The organism is Streptomyces sp. DT190, from assembly GCF_049846985.1.
Lineage (GTDB): Bacteria > Actinomycetota > Actinomycetes > Streptomycetales > Streptomycetaceae > Streptomyces.
In genome coordinates this window covers 208,167-225,396 of sequence record NZ_JBNCNM010000005.1, presented here as the reverse complement: position 1 = coordinate 225,396, position 17,230 = coordinate 208,167, and the positions used below count along the sequence as shown (strand labels likewise).

The following is a 17,230-nucleotide window of genomic DNA, read 5'->3' as shown; positions in this document are numbered from 1 at the left end:
CGGCCCGCGGAGCCTGCGACGCAGGCCCTGCCGGTGTTGCCCTCGTACCCCTCGCTCACGTCCTGCCGCCCCTCGGTGACGATCGGTCAAGCTCAGCGCGTGCTCCGGTAGTTGCCGCCGCGCGCCCTTGCGGAGGACGATCCTACGTTTCTTGCCCGGGGGCGCATCAAGGGTCTCATGAGGACATGTGCGCGGGCGTACGATCCCAGTCCTCCGGCAGTGACGGTACCCCCCAGGACGGATCCGGGCGCCAGTGCTGCCAGCCTTCCGAGAACGGCGGCCCCCAGGCGTCGATCACCGCCACCGCGGCCCGTCCCGCCGCCCGTACCTTTTCCGCCTGCTGGTCGTCCATCAGCCCGTCCCGCCGGGCCTGGGCGAACTCGTCCTCGTCGCGCCAGTGCCAACTGCGGTCGGGATGCACGGAGATGTCCAGGAAGTGGTCCTCGGAGTCTACGCCGCCCTCCCAACGGGCCAGCGGCTCCTCCAGGTTCACGTACCAGTTCTTGAACTGCCAGCCCGGCTCCCAGAACAGCCAGACCGACCAGGGTTCGCCGGGCCGGGCGAGCTTGAGCACGCCCGTGCCGAACCACCGGTCGCGCTGCACCGTCCGCGGCTTGGTGTATCGCGACTCCAGCGGCTCCTGGTGCACCGGCGTGCCGTCGGCCAGCACGGGCTTCACGCACTCGGTGCCGGGCGCCAGCCACACGGCGAGCACGTCCGCGTCGTCCCGGACGACGGTGACCGGCCGCGCGATGTGGATGCGCGCGCCGCCGTTCTCCCGGTACCGCCACAGGATCCGGCTCCCGGGCGCCCAGAAGCCCGTCGCACCGCCCTTTGCCATGCGTCTCACCGCTCCGCCCTCCGCCATGGACAGATATTAGGTGCCACAGGCATACGACGCTGCGGCGCGTGTCACGGTTCACGCGCCGGGCGTACAAGCGCCCCGTGGCGTCACGGGTGCGTCATGCGCAGGACATCCAGCGCCTCGTCGAGCTGCTCCGGAGTCAGGTCGCCGCGCTCCACGTACCCGCTCTCCAGCACGACCTGACGGATCGTCTTCCGCTCGGCCAGGGCCTTCTTGGCGACCTTCGCGGCCTCCTCGTACCCGATGTACCTGTTGAGCGGCGTGACGACCGACGGGGAGGACTCGGCGTACTCCCGGGCCCGTTCGCGGTTCGCGGTGATGCCGTCGACGGTCCGGTCGGCGAGCAGCCGCGTCACGTTGGCGAGCAGCCGGATCGACTCCAGCACGTTCTTCGCGATGACCGGCAGCATCACGTTGAGCTCGAAGTTCCCGGCGGCGCCGGCGGTGGCCACGGTGGCGTCGTTGCCGACGACCTGGGCGGCGACCATGAGCACGGCCTCCGGGATGACCGGGTTCACCTTGCCCGGCATGATCGAGGAGCCGGGCTGGAGGTCGGGCAGGGCGATCTCGGCCAGGCCGGTGCGCGGCCCGGAGGCCATCCAGCGCAGGTCGTTGGCGATCTTCGTCAGTCCGACCGCGATGGTCCGCAGCTGCCCGCTGGTCTCGACGATGCCGTCCCGGGCGCCCTGCGCCTCGAAGTGGTCCCGCGCCTCGGTCAGGGGCAGCCCGGTGGTGCGGGCGACCTCCTCGATGACGGCCGCGGAGAAGCCGGGCGGGGTGTTGATGCCGGTGCCGACGGCCGTGCCGCCGAGGGGCAGTTCGGCGAGCCGGGGCAGGGACGCGTCGAGCCGCTCGATCCCGTACCGCACCTGGGCGGCGTACCCGCCGAACTCCTGCCCGAGCGTCACGGGCGTGGCGTCCATCAGGTGCGTCCGCCCCGACTTCACGACGTCGGCGAACTCCTCGGCCTTGCGCTCCAGGGAGGCGGCGAGGTGCTCCAGGGCCGGGATCAGGTCGCGCGTCACCGCGGCGGTGGCGGCGATGTGGATGGAGGACGGGAAGACGTCGTTGGACGACTGGGAGGCGTTGACGTGGTCGTTCGGATGTACGGGGCGCCCGAGCCGCTCGGTGGCCAGGGTGGCGATGACCTCGTTGGTGTTCATGTTGGACGAGGTCCCGGACCCGGTCTGGAACACGTCGACGGGGAAGTGCTCGTCCCACCGGCCCTCGGCGACCTCCCCGGCCGCCTCCTGGATCGCCCGGGCGATGTCCTCGTCCAGGACCCCCAGCTCGGCGTTGACCTTGGCCGCCGCGCCCTTGATCCGGGCCAGCGCCTCGATGTGCGCGCGCTCGATGCGCTGCCCGGAGACGGGGAAGTTCTCCACCGCCCGCTGGGTCTGGGCCCGCCACTTGGCGTGGGCCGGCACCCGCACCTCGCCCATGGAGTCGTGCTCGGTGCGGTATGCGGTCCTGTCCTGCTCGTCGGTCATCGACGATCACCTCCACGTGTCACAGCGTCAGCGCCGCGACCACTGTTCCCCGTGGAGGCGATTCGTCACCGCGCCGGTCAGGCGAGTCCGGGACCCCGTACCGGAATGGACGTGAACGTGGGCGCCGGCGCCGGGTCCTGGAAGAAGTCGTTGCCCTTGTCGTCGACGACGATGAACGCCGGGAAGTCCTCGACCTCGATCTTCCAGACGGCCTCCATGCCGAGCTCCTCGTACTCGACGACCTCGACCTTCTTGATGCAGTCCTGGGCCAGGCGGGCGGCCGGGCCGCCGATGGAGCCGAGGTAGAAACCGCCGTGGGCGTGGCACGCGTCGGTGACCTGCTTGCTGCGGTTGCCCTTGGCCAGCATCACCTTGGAGCCGCCCGCCGCCTGGAACTGCTCCACGTAGGAGTCCATGCGGCCGGCCGTGGTCGGGCCGAAGGAACCCGACGCGTAGCCCTCGGGCGTCTTCGCCGGGCCCGCGTAGTACACCGGGTGGTCCTTGAGGTACTGCGGCATCTCCTCGCCCGCGTCCAGCCGCTCCTTGATCTTGGCGTGCGCGATGTCGCGCGCCACGACCAGCGGGCCGGTCAGGGACAGGCGGGTCTTCACCGGGTACTTGGTGAGCTCGGCGAGGATCGTGTCCATCGGCTGGTTCAGGTCGATCCTGACGACGTCGCTCTCGTCGAGGTGCTCGTCCGTCGTCTCCGGCAGGAAGCGCGCCGGGTCCGTCTCCAGCTGCTCCAGGAAGACGCCCTCGGCGGTGATCTTCGCGACGGCCTGGCGGTCGGCGGAGCAGGAGACCGCGATGGCGACGGGACAGGAGGCGCCGTGCCGCGGCAGGCGCACCACGCGCACGTCGTGGCAGAAGTACTTGCCGCCGAACTGCGCCCCGATGCCGATCTTCTGCGTCAGCTCGAAGACCTTCTGCTCCAGCTCCTTGTCCCGGAAGCCGTGCCCCAGCTCCGAGCCCTCGGCCGGGATCTCGTCCAGGTAGTGCGCGGAGGCGTACTTCGCGGTCTTCAGGGCGTACTCGGCGGACGTGCCGCCGACCACGATCGCCAGGTGGTACGGCGGGCAGGCGGCCGTGCCCAGCGAACGGATCTTCTCCTCCAGGAACTTCATCATGGAGGCCTCGTTCAGGACGGCCTTCGTCTCCTGGTACAGGAACGACTTGTTGGCCGAGCCGCCGCCCTTCGCCATGAACAGGAACTTGTAGGCGCCGCCGTCGGTCGCGTACAGCTCGATCTGCGCGGGGAGGTTGGAGCCGGTGTTCTTCTCCTCCCACATGGTGAGCGGAGCCATCTGCGAGTAGCGCAGGTTGAGGTTCTTGTACGCGTCGTAGATGCCGCGGCTGAGGGCCTCCTCGTCACGGCCCCGCGTCAGCACGTTCTGTCCGCGCTTGCCCATCACGATCGCCGTGCCCGTGTCCTGGCACATGGGGAGCACGCCGGCCGCCGCGATGTTCGCGTTCTTCAGCAGGTCCAGCGCCACGAACTTGTCGTTGCCCGACGCCTCGGGGTCGTCGATGATCCGGCGCAGCTGCGCGAGGTGGGCCGGGCGCAGGTAGTGCTGGATGTCGTGGATGGCCTCCTCGGCGAGCTTGCGCAGCGCCTCCGGCTCCACCTGGAGGAAGGTCCGCCCGTCCGGCCCCTCGACCGTGGAGACACCCTCGGAGGTCACCAGCCGGTAGGGGGTGGTGTCCTCTCCTTGCGGGAGCAGATCGGTGTACGCGAACTCAGGCATCTCAGCCCATTCCTCACTCTGCGGACGGCGGCCCGCCTCCTTTGGCGAGCGCCCACCAGCGTAGAACCTGCCACTGACGCCGAGCTTGTGAGGTAAGGCTCAGTTCGTCACATCCCAGGCCGGACCCGGCGGGACCGGCCCGGGGGGTGTCGCGATCTATCGTGTGTGGGTACGCTGCTGCCGTGGACCTTCAGAAGCAGGACCCTCACGCGCAGACCGGCCCCGCCGTCTCCGAGCTCCGCGCCTCCGACGCCGAGCGCGACCGCATCGCCGACATCCTGCACGACGCCCTCGCCGAGGGCCGCCTCACCGCGGACGAGCACGCCGAGCGCGTCGAGGGGGTGCTGCGCGCCAAGACGGTGGGTGAACTGGAGGTCTTCATCCGGGACCTGCCCGCGGCCCACGGCCCCCGCCCGGGTCCCGCCCACGCCCCGGCCCCGCACCGCCCCACGGCCGGCGCCATCCCGGTCGAGCCGGACGACAACGTGGTCGCGGTCTTCAGCAGCGCCGTCCGCAAGGGCCGCTGGCGCGCGGGCCGCCGGATCCACGCCTACGCGATCTTCGGCAGCGTCGAGATCGACCTGAGCGAGGCGCTCTACGACCACCAGCAGGTCGTCGTCAAGTCGTTCGCGATCTTCGGCAGCGTCGACATCCGCGTCCCGGAGAACGTGTCGCTGCGCGGCATGGGCGGCGGCGTCCTCGGCAGCTTCGAGGTGGCCACGCTCGACTCGGGCGACCCGGAGGCCCCGATCGTCTACGTCGACGGCTGGGCCGTCTTCGGCAGCGTCGAGGCGCGGGCCAGGCGCGGCAAGATCGTCGCCGACATCCTGGACCGCGTGCAGCGCAAGGTCGACAGGAGTTTGCGCAAGCATCTGGGCCACTGACGGTCGCGAACCAACCGGAAGGGGCGGTTCGGAACTCAGTGCATAGGCGCGCGCACAGCGGGTAGGCCTTGCTGCATCGTCTCTCGCTCGCGAAGCCGTCGTCAGGAGTAGACCGTGCTGCAACCGCCGCATTCGTCCCTGCAGGTCGCTGCCGTTCCGGCCCCGCGGGTGCCAGCGCGAGACAGGGACCAGGACGCCCCGTGGCACACCGAGGCGGTGTGCCGGCGCGACGAGGCGGGCCTGTTCTTCGCCCCCTCCAAGGAGCCCACCGCCGCCCGGCTCTCCCGGGAGGAGGCGGCCAAGCGGGTCTGCGCCCGGTGTCCGGTCATGGTCGAATGCCGCGAGCACGCCCTGCTCCAGCCCGAGCCCTACGGCGTCTGGGGCGGCCTCACCGCCGCCGAGCGCCGCGTGGTCCTGGCCCGGCGCCGCCGCCGCGACCTGGAGCTGAAGAAGGCGGCCCGCTCGGCCAACCAGATAGCGGCGGCCGGCTGACTTCCGAGCAACACGAAGCAGGGCGCCCCCACCGCACCGGGGACGCCCTGCTTCTCTGTGCGGAGCCGTCGACTTCGGGTGAGCGCCCCGAAGGGGCGCGGGGAACGGCGCGCCGGGCCACGTACCCGCCGCGGCCGCCCGGCGACCCGCACCGGCCCCGTGGGGCCCGCACCGGCCCCGTGGGGCCCGCACCGGCCCCGTGGGACCCGTACCCCGGCCCTACGGGTGCTACTTGCCCTTGTCGAAGTCGATCGCGCTGTACGCCCGCAGCTTGGACAGGCGGTGCTCCGAATCGATTCTGCGCACCGTGCCCGAGCGCGACCGCATCACGATCGAGTCGGTCGTCGCGGTCTCGGCCCGGTACCGCACGCCCCGCAGCAGCTCGCCGTCCGTGATCCCGGTCGCGACGAAGAACACGTTCTCGCCGGTGACCAGGTCCTCGGTCGTCAGCACCCGGTCGAGGTCGTGCCCGGCGTCGATCGCCCGCTGCCGCTCCTCGTCGTCCTTCGGCCACAGCTTGCCCTGGATGGTGCCGCCCAGGCACTTCACCGCACAGGCCGAGATGATGCCCTCGGGCGTGCCGCCGATGCCGAGCAGCAGATCGACGCCGGTGCCCTCGCGCAGCGCCAGGATGGAGCCGGCCACGTCACCGTCGGAGATCAGCTTGATGCGCGCCCCGGTGTCCCGGATCTCCTTGATGATGCCCTCGTGCCGCGGCCGGTCCAGGATCACCACCGTGACGTCCTCGGGCGCGGACCGCTTGGCCTTGGCGACCCGGCGGATGTTCACCGACACCGGCGCGTTGATGTCGACGAAGTCCGCCGCCTCGGGGCCGGTGACGAGCTTGTCCATGTAGAAGACCGCGGACGGGTCGAACATCGACCCGCGCTCGGCGGCCGCCAGCACCGCGATCGCGTTGGTCATGCCCTTCGCGGTCAGCGTGGTGCCGTCGATCGGGTCCACGGCGATGTCGCACTCGGGCCCGGTCCCGTCGCCGACGCGCTCCCCGTTGAACAGCATCGGGGCTTCGTCCTTCTCGCCCTCGCCGATGACGACGACACCGTTCATCGAAACGGTGGAGACGAGGGTCCGCATGGCGCGGACCGCGGCACCGTCGGCGCCGTTCTTGTCACCGCGTCCGACCCAGCGGCCCGCGGCCATCGCCGCCGCCTCGGTCACCCGGACCAGTTCCAGGGCGAGGTTGCGGTCGGGGGCCTCGGAGGGCACATCGAGTTCGGACGGCAAATGATGATGCTCGGTCATCGGAGCGCACCTTTCTGTACGACGACGGCCGGATGAGGGCTTTGTCGCCCGACTCTATCTCCGAGCCCGCAAAATGAGCAGGGGCCCCCACGGATGAGCGCAGCACGGACCTGCGACGATAGGGGGCGTGGCAGGCACGAACGGCAAGCAGAAGACGGCGCGGGACATGATCCTCTCCCTCGGGGTCATCGTCCTCGTGGCGGGGGTCATCTACCTCTTCATCCCGCACGACGACAGCGCACCCGACATCAAGCGCGTCGACTACCGGGTCGAGCTGCTCACGGCGCGCCGCGCGGCCCCGTACCCCGTCGCCGCGCCCGAGGGCCTGCCCGGCGCGTGGAAGGCCACCTCCGTCCGCTACCGGGGTGACGACTTCGACACCTGGCACCTCGGGTTCCACGATCCCGAAGGGGAGTACGTGGCGGTGCAGCAGTCCACTCAGCGCCGGCCCGTCTTCCTCGACGAGGCGACGCAGGGCGCGCGCGAGACCGACAGGACCGAGGAGATCGCCGGCCGGACGTGGACCCGCTGGGAGGGCGGCCGCTACGACGCGCTGGTCCTGGAGGGCACCAAGGGCTCGACGACGGTCGTGACGGGCACGGCCTCCTTCGCCCAGCTGACGAAGATGGCCCAGGCGCTGCAGACGAAGTGAGCGCGCACGAGGAAGGCCCCCGGCGACAGCGCCGGGGGCCTTCCTCGTGTCCGTGGCTCAGACGGTCGTGACGACCTGGTCGAACGCCAGACGCGGGGAGCGCGGGTACCAGGCGTCCGGGCCCGGGCGGCCGATGTTGACGACCATCAGCGGGGTGTGGTCGTCGTCCAGGAACTCCTTGCGCACGCCCTCGTGGTCGAAGCCGGTCATCGGGCCGGCGGCGAGACCGGCGGCGCGGACGCCGACGATGAAGTACGCGGCCTGCAGGGCGGCGTTCATCGTGGCGGAGCCCTCGCGCACGGGGCGCTCGGCGAAGAAGGCGTCCTTGGCCTGCGGGAAGGCCGGGAACAGGTGCGGCAGCTCCTCGTGGAACTCGTTGTCAGCGGAGAGGATCGCGACCAGCGGGGCGCTCGCGGTCTTGGCCCGGTTGCCCTCGGCCATGTGGCCGACCAGGCGCTCACGGGCCTCGGGGGAGCGGACCAGGGTGATGCGCAGCGGGGTCTGGTTGAAGGCGGTCGGGCCGTACTTGACCAGGTCGTAGATCGCCTGCACCTGCTCGTCCGTCACCGGCTCGTCGGTGAACGTGTTGGCGGTACGGGCCTCGCGGAACAGGAGGTCCTGGGCTGCGGGGTCAAGAACGAGAGACATGAACGGAACCTTCTCGGGTGGTACGTCGGGCCCGGGGGCGCCGGACCGGCTGACGTCTGCGACGGTACGCCAATGAAGTTCAATGTTCAACTAAATTGGGGGCGTGGTGATCGGCTTCACACTGATTCACCCCGTGGTTCCCGGTGTCCGCGCGGAGCTACTCGGCGTCCGCGCCCTCCGCCGCCGACTCCTCCGCCAGCGCCGCGTCCAGCCGCGCCCGCGCCCCCTCAAGCCAGCGCCGGCACACCCGGGCCAGCTCCTCGCCCCGCTCCCACAGCGCCAGGGACTCCTCCAGCGTCGTACCGCCCGCCTCCAGACGGCGGACGACCTCGATCAGCTCGTCGCGCGCCTGCTCGTACCCGAGCGCCTCGGCCGTGCCCGGCGCCTGTTCCACCTCGCTGGTCATCCGCCCACCCTATGTGTCGACTCGTACGGAGAACTCACCCTCGGAGACCCGCGCGCGCAGGGCCTCGCCGGCCTCCACCTCGCCCGGATCGCGGACCGCGTGCCCGTCCGCCCTCTGCAGCACCGCGTACCCGCGCTTCAGGGTCGCGGCGGGGGAGAGGGCCACCACGCGCGCGTGCGTGTGCGTCAGCTCGGAGTCGGCGCGGTCCAGCTGGTGCCGCAGGCAGCGTCGGCCGCGGTCGAGCAGGTCCGCCACGTGGTCGGCGCGCTCGTCGATCATCCGGTGCGGATCCTGTATCGACGGCCGCGCCAGCGCGTGCGCCAGGCCGCGCTCCTCCCGGTCCAGCAGCGCCGCCACACACCGCCGCGCCCGGTCCCGCAGCAGCCGCACGCGCTCGTACTCCTCGCCGACGTCCGGCACGACCTTCTTGGCGGCGTCCGTCGGGGTGGAGGCCCGCAGGTCCGCCACGTGGTCCAGCAGCGGATGGTCGGGCTCGTGGCCGATCGCGGACACCACGGGCGTACGGCACTGGGCGACGGTACGGATCAGCTGCTCGTCGGAGAACGGCAGCAGGTCCTCCACGCTGCCGCCGCCGCGCGCGACAATGATCACGTCGACGTCGTCGAGCGCGTCGAGCTCCTTCACGGCCTGCACCACCTGGGACACGGCGTGCACGCCCTGCACGGCGACGTTGCGCACCTCGAAGCGGACGGCGGGCCAGCGGTGCCGGGCGTTCTCCAGCACGTCCCGCTCCGCGGCCGAGGCCCGGCCGCAGACCAGCCCGATCAGCTGCGGCAGGAAGGGCAGCGGCTTCTTGCGCTCCGGCGCGAACAGACCCTCCCGCGCGAGGGACTTCTTCAGCTGCTCCAGCCGGGCGAGCAGCTCCCCGACCCCGACGGGCCGTATCTCGGCGGCCCGCAGCGACAGCTGCCCGCGCGGGGCGTACCACTCGGGCTTGGCGAGGACGACGACCCGGGCGCCCTCGCTCACCACGTCCGCGACGGCGTCGAACACCTGCCGGTAGCAGGTGACGCCGACGGAGATGTCGTGCGACGGGTCCCGCAGCGTCAGGAACACCACACCGGCACCCGGCCGCCGGGACAGCTGCGTGATCTGCCCCTCGACCCACACCGCGCCGAGCCGGTCGATCCATCCCCCGATGAGCCGCGACACCTCACCGACGGGCAACGGGGACTCCGGAGTCGTGTTCACAGCCATGTCCGCGAGCGTAGTGGGCGCCACCGACAATGCCGATCAGCGGCTCGGACCCGCCGGATCCGCCCCCGGTCACGCGGCCGGGGGCGGCACCGCCGCCCCGCGCCTTTCCTGCACCACCAGCACCGTCAGCCCCACCGCCAGCCACACCGCACCGACCGTCCGGGCCGTGGCCGACGCCTCCACGATCACGGCCACGGTGATCGCCGCGCCGGCCACCGGCACCACAACGTGCCGCCACCAGCTCACCGCCCCGCCCCGGCGCTGCACCGCGAACCAGCCCACCACGCTCGCGTGCAGCAGCGTGAAGGCCGTCAGCGCGCCGACGTCGACCACCGACACCAGCTGGTCCATCCCGTCGTCCCGGCGCGCCGCCCACACCGCCGCCACCAGCGTCACCACGGCCGCGCACAACAACGCCACCCGCGGCACCCCCGCGCTGGTGCGGGACAGCAGGCGCGGCAGCCGCCGGTCGCGGCCCATCGCGAACAGCAGCCGGGCCGCCGCCGCCTGCCCCGCCAGCGCCGCGAAGGCCGCGCCGATCGCCTTGCTCACCGCCACCAGGTCGTGCAGCCAGGTGCCGACCGAGACGTCCACCGCGTCGTAGAACGCCGACCCCTGCCGCCCCGGCTCCGCCGCCAGCCGCGCCGACGACACCGGCTCCAGCAGCGCCACCAGGTACGTCTGCGCCACGAACAGCACACCCGCCAGCGCCAGGCAGAACAGCAGCGCCTGCGCGATCTTCGCCGAGCCGCCGGTGACCTCCTCCGCGAAGGAGGCGATCGCGTCGAACCCCAGGTACGACAGCACCGCCACCGACACCGCCCCGAGGACCGCCGACATCGCGAACGCGCCCTGCGTGCCGTCCCCCGACAGCGGCGACAGCCAGCCCCGCTCGGCACCGCCCCGCGCCAGGACCACCACCGCGGCCACCACGAAGACGAGCAGGACGACGACCTCCAGGAGCAGCACCAGGAAGCCCACGCGGGCGGCGGCCCGGACGCCCCACAGGTTCAGCAGCGTCGTCACGACCACCGCGAGCGCCGACCAGACCCACCGCGACACCTCGGGGACCAGCGCGTTCATGGCGACCCCGCAGAACAGGTACGCCACCGCCGGGATCAGCACGTAGTCCAGCATCGCCATCCAGCCCGCCACGAAGCCGGCCTCTTTCCCGAGCCCCGCGCGCGCGTAGGCGAAGACCGAGCCCGCCTGCGGGACGACCCGGACCATCTGGGCGTAGCTGAACGCCGTGAACGCCATCGCGACCGTCGCGACGACGTACACCAGCGCCACCGCCCCGTGCGACTTGGCGTCCAGCGTGCCGAACACGCCGACCGGGGCCATCGGCGCGATGAACAGCAGCCCGTAGACGACCAGGTCCCGGAAACCCAGGCTGCGCCGCAGCGCGCCGTCCCCGTCGGCCGCGCGGGCCCGCGTCCCCGGCTCCGCCATCGTGGCCCGCCTCCGCTTCCGTCACTCGCGCCGCGTCCGTTCAGTCTTCCCGGGGACTCCGCACGGACGCGATCTTTGACCCGCCGAACGCGGCCTTACGATGGGACGCATGTCTGCTTCGCCTGGCCGCCGTGTCCTGCTCGCCGCCCCCCGTGGCTACTGCGCGGGCGTGGACCGCGCCGTGATCGCCGTAGAGAAAGCGCTGGAGCAGTACGGCGCTCCCGTCTACGTCCGCCACGAGATCGTCCACAACAAGTACGTCGTGCAGACCCTGGAGAAGAAGGGCGCGATCTTCGTCGAGCAGACGGAAGAGGTGCCACCGGGCAACATCGTGATGTTCTCGGCCCACGGCGTGGCCCCCGTCGTCCACGAGGAGGCCGAGCGCGGCAAGCTCGCCACCATCGACGCCACCTGCCCGCTGGTCACCAAGGTCCACAAGGAAGCCGTCCGCTTCGCCAACGAGGACTACGACATCCTCCTCATCGGCCACGAGGGCCACGAGGAGGTCATCGGCACCTCCGGCGAGGCCCCCGACCACATCCAGCTCGTCGACGGCCCGGGCGACGTGGCCAAGGTCGAGGTCCGCGACCCGTCCAAGGTCGTCTGGCTCTCCCAGACCACGCTCTCCGTCGACGAGACCATGGAGACCGTCGACGCCCTGAGGGACAAGTTCCCGCAGCTCATCTCCCCGCCCAGCGACGACATCTGCTACGCCACGCAGAACCGCCAGCTTGCCGTGAAGCAGATGGGCGCCGAGTCGGACCTGGTCATCGTGGTCGGCTCGCGCAACTCCTCCAACTCCAAGCGCCTGGTCGAGGTCGCCAAGATCGCCGGTGCGCGCGACGCCCACCTGGTGGACTTCGCCGACGAGATCGACGAGGCCTGGCTGGAGGGCGTCTCCACCGTCGGCGTCACCTCGGGCGCGTCCGTGCCGGAGGTCCTGGTCGAGCAGGTCCTGGAGTGGCTCTCCCAGCGCGGTTTCGAGGACGTCGAGATCGTCAAGGCGGCCGAGGAGTCCATCACGTTCTCCCTGCCCAAGGAGCTGCGCCGCGACCTGCGCGAGGAGGCGGCCGCGCTGGTCGCCGAGCGCGGCGGCGCCGCGGCCGGTGAACGTTCCGCGGAGTGATCGGGGAGCTGTCGCGGACGGGCCGGGCGGCCGGGGCCGTCCGGCCCGTGACGGTCAGTCCCACGTCGTAACGTAGGGCCATGCAGATCTTCGGTGTGGACATCGGCGGTTCCGGGATCAAGGGTGCCCCGGTGGACCTGGACAAGGGCGACCTGGCGCAGGAGCGCCACAAGGTCCTCACCCCGCACCCGGCCACGCCCGACGCGGTGGCCGACGGCGTCAAGCAGGTCGTCGACCACTTCGGCTGGACGGGACCCGTCGGGGTCACCTTCCCGGGCGTGGTCACCGACGGCGCCACGATCCGTACGGCGGCGAACGTCGACGCCGGCTGGATCGACATGGACGCGCGGGCGCTGCTCGGCGAGCGGCTGGGCGGACTGCCGGTGACGGTGGTGAACGACGCGGACGCGGCGGGCGTCGCCGAGATGCACTTCGGAGCGGGCCGCGGCCGACGGGGCACGGTGATCCTGCTGACGTTCGGCACGGGCATCGGCAGCGCGCTCTTCGTCGACGGCGTGCTCGTCCCGAACACCGAGCTGGGCCACCTGGAGCTCGACGGGCACGACGCGGAGAAGCGGGCCTCCAGCAAGGCGCGCGAGGACCACGACCTGTCGTGGGAGCACTGGGCGGAGCACCGCGTGCGCAAGTACCTCGCCCATGTCGAGATGCTGTTCTCGCCGGAACTGTTCATCATCGGCGGCGGCGTCAGCCGCAAGGCGCACAAGTTCCTGCCCCACATCGAGGGCATCAAGGCGCAGATCGTCCCGGCGCAGCTGCAGAACAACGCGGGCATCGTGGGAGCGGCGATGCGGTCGGCCGGGCACTAGCGCCAGGCGGGCTGATCGGCGCGGTCAGCGGCACATGGCCTGGTGGGCGCCGTCAGCGGCGGGTGTTCTGGTGGGCTCGGTCAGCGGCGGGTGCTCCGGTGGCCGCAGACTTCGGCGCACTGGCGCACTGCCGTGGGCACAGGTCATGCCCGGCCGCAGCGGCCCGTCGGCGGACGCGGCCTCCGCCACGGCCTGCGGTGTGCTCCCGCCGCATCAGGAGCGCGCGGCCTGCAGCGGCGGACGGCTTCCGGCGGCCGCCGCCGCTGCTGCCGCCCGCCTGCGGCGCACCAGCCGGATCCGCCGGGCGATCACGATCAGGCCGGCGACGAGCGTCCCCCCGTACAGCCATCCGGCCTGGGTGGCGAGCGCCGTCACCAGCCCCATCAGCCGGCTCCCGCCGTCGCCCTCGGCCACCGGCAGCAGCCCCGCGGCGAACGCGATCGGCACGACCACGGGCGCGGTCATCAGGTCCCCCGGGCGCACCCAGAGGGCGGTCAGGACGCACACCGGCAGGAACAGCACGCCGTACGCCGTCAGGGACGCCCCGAACAGCGCGGCGCACAGCGCGCCCAGCAGGAACATCGCCACCGCGCAGAACAACCCGCTGCCCAGTCCGGTCAGCCGCGGGTTCGGCAGCCGCCCCGCGGGGGCCGCCGGTGCGGGCGCGGGCCGCCGCACCGGCGTCGGACGGCGCTGCGGCCCCGGTGGCCGGGCAGGGCGCGCGGCCGCGCCCTGCGCACCCCGTTTCACCTGCGGTGGCAGGGGTGGCCTCGGCCGGTCGCGTCGCGTTCCGTACTGGGCAGGTCGCGTCCTGTATTGCTCCACCGCACCAACTTAGGTCGTTCAATATGCCGAATAGGCCGTCAGACACGCCGTAGGACGAGGCTTGGCCAAGCGTTCGAGAGGTCGCCCGGGGTGGCCCCGGGCACGCCGTAGACTGGTGGATCGGCCGGTCCCCTGGCCCTCTGGTCTCTCCACTCACGGGAAGTCGCAACGTGTCGCTCACGATCGGAATCGTCGGCCTGCCCAACGTCGGCAAGTCGACCCTCTTCAACGCCCTGACCAAGAACGACGTGCTGGCGGCCAACTACCCGTTCGCCACGATCGAGCCCAACGTCGGGGTCGTCGGCGTCCCCGACCCCCGGTTGACGAAGCTGGCCGAGATCTTCTCCTCCCAGCGGGTCCTGCCCGCCACCGTGGACTTCGTCGACATCGCGGGCATCGTGCGCGGTGCCTCCGAGGGTGAGGGCCTGGGCAACAAGTTCCTGGCGAACATCCGCGAGTCCGACGCGATCTGCCAGGTCATCCGTGCCTTCAAGGACGAGAACGTCGTGCACGTCGACGGCAAGGTCTCGCCCAAGGACGACATCGAGACGATCAACACCGAGCTGATCCTCGCGGACCTGCAGACCATCGAGAAGGTCCTGCCGCGCCTGCAGAAGGAATCGCGGATCAAGAAGGACATCGCGCCGAAGGTCAAGGCCGTCGAGGAGGCCAAGGAGATTCTGGAGAAGGGCGACACCCTCTTCTCCCAGGGCATCGTCCAGGGGACCGAGCGGGCGGAGCTCCTGCACGACCTGCACCTGCTCACCACCAAGCCGTTCCTCTACGTCTTCAACGTCGACGAGGACGAGCTGACCGACGAGGACTTCAAGAACGAGCAGCGCGCCCTGGTCGCCCCGGCCGAGGCGATCTTCCTCAACGCCAAGCTGGAGGCGGACCTCGCCGAGCTCGACGAGGACGAGGCCCTGGAGCTCCTCCAGTCCGTCGGCCAGGAGGAGCCCGGCCTCGCCACGCTCGCCCACGTCGGCTTCCGCACGCTCGGCCTGCAGACGTACCTCACGGCCGGCCCCAAGGAATCCCGCGCCTGGACGATCAAGAAGGGCGCCACGGCCCCCGAGGCCGCCGGCGTCATCCACACGGACTTCCAGAAGGGCTTCATCAAGGCGGAGGTCATCTCCTTCGACGACCTGGTGGAGACGGGCTCGGTGGCGGAGGCCCGCGCGAAGGGCAAGGCACGCATGGAGGGCAAGGACTACGTCATGCAGGACGGGGACGTGGTGGAGTTCCGCTTCAACGTGTGACCGTTGCACTGGCGCGCGTCAGGACGGCTCAGGGTGTGTTGCTTCGGCTTGACGCGTCCACCATCCCCGGACCAGTGAAGTCGAATGACTGCACGCCCAAGTCAGTCGCCATGATCGTTCGTCGCGGAAAGCTCGCGGACGGCGACTCCTCGTTCACCGCGGGCCGCAGCTACGGCGTCCTGGGTATCTCGCGTTACGAGGGCCGGCTCATGGTCCTCGTACGGGACGACCACCGGCTTCCGGTCTGGACCGAGCTGTCCGACTTCGAAGTCGACGGCGTGGAGCCGACGCCGGCGGACGGCGGGGACGAACCGCGCGACTCGCGTGAGTGCAGCCGGGTCCGCATTGATGGCAGCGACGGTCATGCCCTCACCCTGGAGTGGCCGCCGCGTGACCCGGATCCAGGTCTACCCGTACCTCTCGGTCGCGGACTGTAGGTACACCGACGGCAGCACCCCGCGAACCGGACCTCACAAGGAACACTGACAAATGCTCCCAAAGATCGATTTCACGCCCGACAGTCGCAGCGATATCGGGTCCGGTTGGGAGAAGGCGTGGGAGGCCGGCCGGATCGACTTGGCGTCTCTGAGTGCGACAGATTTGCGCTACGGGTTCTTCGAGTACCCGGTCGACTTCACCGTGGACGGTCACGCGTTCCTTTCGGCCGCCCGGCTTCCGTTGATCGACATCATGTTCACGCTGGGGCACTCGCTGGAAAGTCTGAGCTCCGTGGGGGCGGCAGAGATCGATTTCACGGAGAACAGTTACGTCATCCGGCTCGCACTCGCGGGCGACCAGGTGCAGTTCACCTCCACGCGCGGCGTTCCGACGCCACCTCCCAGCTGCTCGCTGGACGCATACGTGTCCCGGGTCCGGTCATTCATCACCGAGGGTGTGGAGTACCTCGAACGTCACCATCCGGCGCTGACCCGGAACCCGGCGATGGCTTCCCTGCGGGAGAGGGCGGGTGTCTGACCGCCATGGTGTCCCCGGCCGATGCGCGTGCACTCGCGCCCTACGTGGCCCTGGCCGAGTCCTTCGTCTCCGGGCGGATCGGCGCGCTGGAGTTCGAGTCGCGGTTCTGGGGTGAGTTCCGTGGGCTGCGGGATGTTTCCGACCAATGCTTCGGTGTCCTCAACGAGTTGTTCTACGTCGTCGAGGACTTCGTGGCGGATGTGGCGGCGCGGGAGCCCGGAGACGTGACGGAGGCCGAGCTGCTCGCCGGGGCGCGGGTCTTCCTCGGGGCCTGTCGGGGGCTGTGACCACGTCTGCGTCAGCGCCGGTGCCGGGAGCAGCGCGCGGCCGCGATCGCGGCGGCCGCCGCCAGGGCCAGCACGGTGAGGGCCGTTCGCTTCCTGTGGTCCGGGGCCTGCCGGGGGCCCTCGGGTGGGGGCGTCTCCCCGGCCAGGTCCCGGGTGATGCGGCGCCAGACGTGCTCCGGGGGTGCGGCCGGCAGGTCGACCAGCTCCGCCGTGCGGGCCGCTTCCACCACACGGGTCATCGTGTGCAGCTCGTCGCGGCAGCGGGCGCACTCGGCGACGTGGTTCAGGGCGGCGGTGTCGGCCGGGGTCGGGGTGGCGTTGCCCAGGGCCAGTTCGACCAGGTGGGCCGGGTCCACGTGGGTCACTGCGGCCTCCCGGACTCGATGGGCTCCGCCGTCACGACGAGGTTGGAGAGGTAGCCGCCCCGCTCGGGGACGAACGGGGGCGCGCAGGTGATGAGGGTGAGGGCCGGGGAGCCCGAGCGGCGGAACGCCGAGTCGGGCAGTTCGGCCTTGGGGACCGTGACGCGGGAGACGATCCGGTAGCGCACCGGCTGCCCGCCGTCCCGGCTCACCTCCACCCGCTGGCCTCGCCGCACGTCGTACAGGGCGGCGAACTCGCCGAGGTCGCCGGAGTCCGTGTCGACATGGCCGACCAGGACGGCGGAGCCCCGATCGCTGCCGGGAGCCGGGCCGTAGCGGTACCAGCCGGCTGTGGCCGGGTCTTCGGGGACGGTCATGTCGCCCTTCTTCGTCACCCCGACGGGGATGACGCGCGCGTCGAGGTCCACGTCGTCGACCACGACCCGCCGGGGCG

20 protein-coding genes are annotated in these 17,230 nt (G+C 71.3%); 9 read left to right on the top strand and 11 right to left on the bottom strand.

The genetic code is table 11. The features are described 5' to 3' along the window. Positions 1 to 175 precede the first annotated feature (175 nt). From fomD to ACPXCS_RS12405, 3 genes are all read right to left on the bottom strand, one after another. Positions 176 to 868, bottom strand: a complete 693-nt coding sequence (gene fomD, locus ACPXCS_RS12415; RefSeq protein WP_425946598.1) for a cytidylyl-2-hydroxypropylphosphonate hydrolase — start codon at positions 866 to 868, stop codon at positions 176 to 178. 83 nt (positions 869 to 951) lie between these two features. Continuing rightward, the gene (locus ACPXCS_RS12410; protein WP_425946597.1) at positions 952 to 2,355 is read right to left on the bottom strand and encodes a class II fumarate hydratase; all 1,404 of its coding nucleotides are present in this window, start codon (positions 2,353 to 2,355) and stop codon (positions 952 to 954) included. A gap of 77 nt (positions 2,356 to 2,432) precedes the next feature. Beyond that, positions 2,433 to 4,100 carry a fumarate hydratase gene (locus ACPXCS_RS12405; RefSeq protein WP_425946596.1) on the bottom strand — a complete coding sequence of 556 codons (1,668 nt, stop codon included), beginning with the start codon at positions 4,098 to 4,100 and terminating at the stop codon, positions 2,433 to 2,435. Positions 4,101 to 4,282: 182 nt separating this feature from the next. On the opposite strand from ACPXCS_RS12405, the gene ACPXCS_RS12400 reads away from it, so the two are divergent. Together ACPXCS_RS12400 and ACPXCS_RS12395 are read left to right on the top strand one after the other, a co-directional pair. Next, positions 4,283 to 4,984 (top strand): DUF1707 SHOCT-like domain-containing protein, encoded by a 702-nt coding sequence (locus ACPXCS_RS12400; protein ID WP_425946595.1) that lies wholly within the window; start codon positions 4,283 to 4,285, stop codon positions 4,982 to 4,984. 114 nt (positions 4,985 to 5,098) lie between these two features. Next, positions 5,099 to 5,476, top strand: coding sequence for a WhiB family transcriptional regulator (locus tag ACPXCS_RS12395; protein WP_311679755.1), 378 nt, complete (start codon positions 5,099 to 5,101; stop codon positions 5,474 to 5,476). Positions 5,477 to 5,704: 228 nt separating this feature from the next. Here ACPXCS_RS12395 and glpX read toward each other — a convergent pair whose 3' ends face one another. Beyond that, positions 5,705 to 6,739 carry a class II fructose-bisphosphatase gene (gene glpX, locus ACPXCS_RS12390; RefSeq protein WP_031119677.1) on the bottom strand — a complete coding sequence of 345 codons (1,035 nt, stop codon included), beginning with the start codon at positions 6,737 to 6,739 and terminating at the stop codon, positions 5,705 to 5,707. 127 nt (positions 6,740 to 6,866) lie between these two features. Between glpX and ACPXCS_RS12385 the strand changes: the two genes are divergently transcribed. Then, positions 6,867 to 7,391, top strand: a complete 525-nt coding sequence (locus tag ACPXCS_RS12385) for a DUF4245 domain-containing protein (protein WP_425946594.1) — start codon at positions 6,867 to 6,869, stop codon at positions 7,389 to 7,391. 57 nt (positions 7,392 to 7,448) lie between these two features. Here ACPXCS_RS12385 and ACPXCS_RS12380 read toward each other — a convergent pair whose 3' ends face one another. The 4 genes from ACPXCS_RS12380 to ACPXCS_RS12365 form a co-directional block, all read right to left on the bottom strand. Beyond that, positions 7,449 to 8,039 carry a malonic semialdehyde reductase gene (locus ACPXCS_RS12380; RefSeq protein ID WP_425946593.1) on the bottom strand — a complete coding sequence of 197 codons (591 nt, stop codon included), beginning with the start codon at positions 8,037 to 8,039 and terminating at the stop codon, positions 7,449 to 7,451. Between the two features lie 157 nt (positions 8,040 to 8,196). Then, the gene (locus ACPXCS_RS12375; RefSeq protein ID WP_425946592.1) at positions 8,197 to 8,445 is read right to left on the bottom strand and encodes an exodeoxyribonuclease VII small subunit; all 249 of its coding nucleotides are present in this window, start codon (positions 8,443 to 8,445) and stop codon (positions 8,197 to 8,199) included. A 9-nt stretch (positions 8,446 to 8,454) separates the two neighbouring features. Continuing rightward, positions 8,455 to 9,663, bottom strand: coding sequence for an exodeoxyribonuclease VII large subunit (gene xseA, locus ACPXCS_RS12370; protein ID WP_425946591.1), 1,209 nt, complete (start codon positions 9,661 to 9,663; stop codon positions 8,455 to 8,457). 69 nt (positions 9,664 to 9,732) lie between these two features. After that, complete coding sequence (locus ACPXCS_RS12365) at positions 9,733 to 11,115, bottom strand: APC family permease (protein WP_425946590.1); 1,383 nt, start codon at positions 11,113 to 11,115, stop codon at positions 9,733 to 9,735. Positions 11,116 to 11,215: 100 nt separating this feature from the next. On the opposite strand from ACPXCS_RS12365, the gene ACPXCS_RS12360 reads away from it, so the two are divergent. Both ACPXCS_RS12360 and ppgK read left to right on the top strand, forming a co-directional pair. Then, complete coding sequence (locus ACPXCS_RS12360; protein ID WP_425946589.1) at positions 11,216 to 12,241, top strand: 4-hydroxy-3-methylbut-2-enyl diphosphate reductase; 1,026 nt, start codon at positions 11,216 to 11,218, stop codon at positions 12,239 to 12,241. Between the two features lie 80 nt (positions 12,242 to 12,321). Further along, the gene (gene ppgK, locus ACPXCS_RS12355; RefSeq protein WP_425946588.1) at positions 12,322 to 13,068 is read left to right on the top strand and encodes a polyphosphate--glucose phosphotransferase; all 747 of its coding nucleotides are present in this window, start codon (positions 12,322 to 12,324) and stop codon (positions 13,066 to 13,068) included. Between the two features lie 213 nt (positions 13,069 to 13,281). On the opposite strand, the gene ACPXCS_RS12350 is transcribed toward ppgK, so the two are convergent. Continuing rightward, entirely contained in the window at positions 13,282 to 13,893 is a 612-nt protein-coding gene (locus tag ACPXCS_RS12350) for a DUF6542 domain-containing protein (protein WP_425946587.1), read from the bottom strand. A gap of 170 nt (positions 13,894 to 14,063) precedes the next feature. On the opposite strand from ACPXCS_RS12350, the gene ychF reads away from it, so the two are divergent. The 4 genes from ychF (at position 14,064) to ACPXCS_RS12330 (ending at position 16,414) form a co-directional block, all read left to right on the top strand. Then, positions 14,064 to 15,152 (top strand): redox-regulated ATPase YchF, encoded by a 1,089-nt coding sequence (gene ychF / locus ACPXCS_RS12345; protein ID WP_094058021.1) that lies wholly within the window; start codon positions 14,064 to 14,066, stop codon positions 15,150 to 15,152. A 110-nt stretch (positions 15,153 to 15,262) separates the two neighbouring features. Next, a complete protein-coding gene (locus tag ACPXCS_RS12340) occupies positions 15,263 to 15,589 on the top strand; it encodes a hypothetical protein (RefSeq protein ID WP_425946586.1) in 327 nt (108 codons plus the stop codon). Between the two features lie 52 nt (positions 15,590 to 15,641). After that, positions 15,642 to 16,127: a hypothetical protein gene (locus tag ACPXCS_RS12335; RefSeq protein WP_425946585.1), complete on the top strand. Its 486-nt coding sequence runs from the start codon at positions 15,642 to 15,644 to the stop codon at positions 16,125 to 16,127. A gap of 5 nt (positions 16,128 to 16,132) precedes the next feature. Beyond that, on the top strand, positions 16,133 to 16,414 hold the full coding sequence (locus ACPXCS_RS12330) for a colicin immunity domain-containing protein (protein WP_425946584.1): 282 nt from the start codon (positions 16,133 to 16,135) through the stop codon (positions 16,412 to 16,414). An 11-nt stretch (positions 16,415 to 16,425) separates the two neighbouring features. Here the strand turns inward: ACPXCS_RS12330 and ACPXCS_RS12325 are convergent, their stop codons facing one another. Together ACPXCS_RS12325 and ACPXCS_RS12320 are read right to left on the bottom strand one after the other, a co-directional pair. Beyond that, positions 16,426 to 16,779, bottom strand: a complete 354-nt coding sequence (locus tag ACPXCS_RS12325; protein ID WP_425946583.1) for a hypothetical protein — start codon at positions 16,777 to 16,779, stop codon at positions 16,426 to 16,428. Next, complete coding sequence (locus ACPXCS_RS12320; RefSeq protein WP_425946582.1) at positions 16,776 to 17,204, bottom strand: class F sortase; 429 nt, start codon at positions 17,202 to 17,204, stop codon at positions 16,776 to 16,778. Before ACPXCS_RS12320 ends, ACPXCS_RS12325 begins: the two co-directional genes overlap by 4 nt. Positions 17,205 to 17,230: the final 26 nt, after the last annotated feature.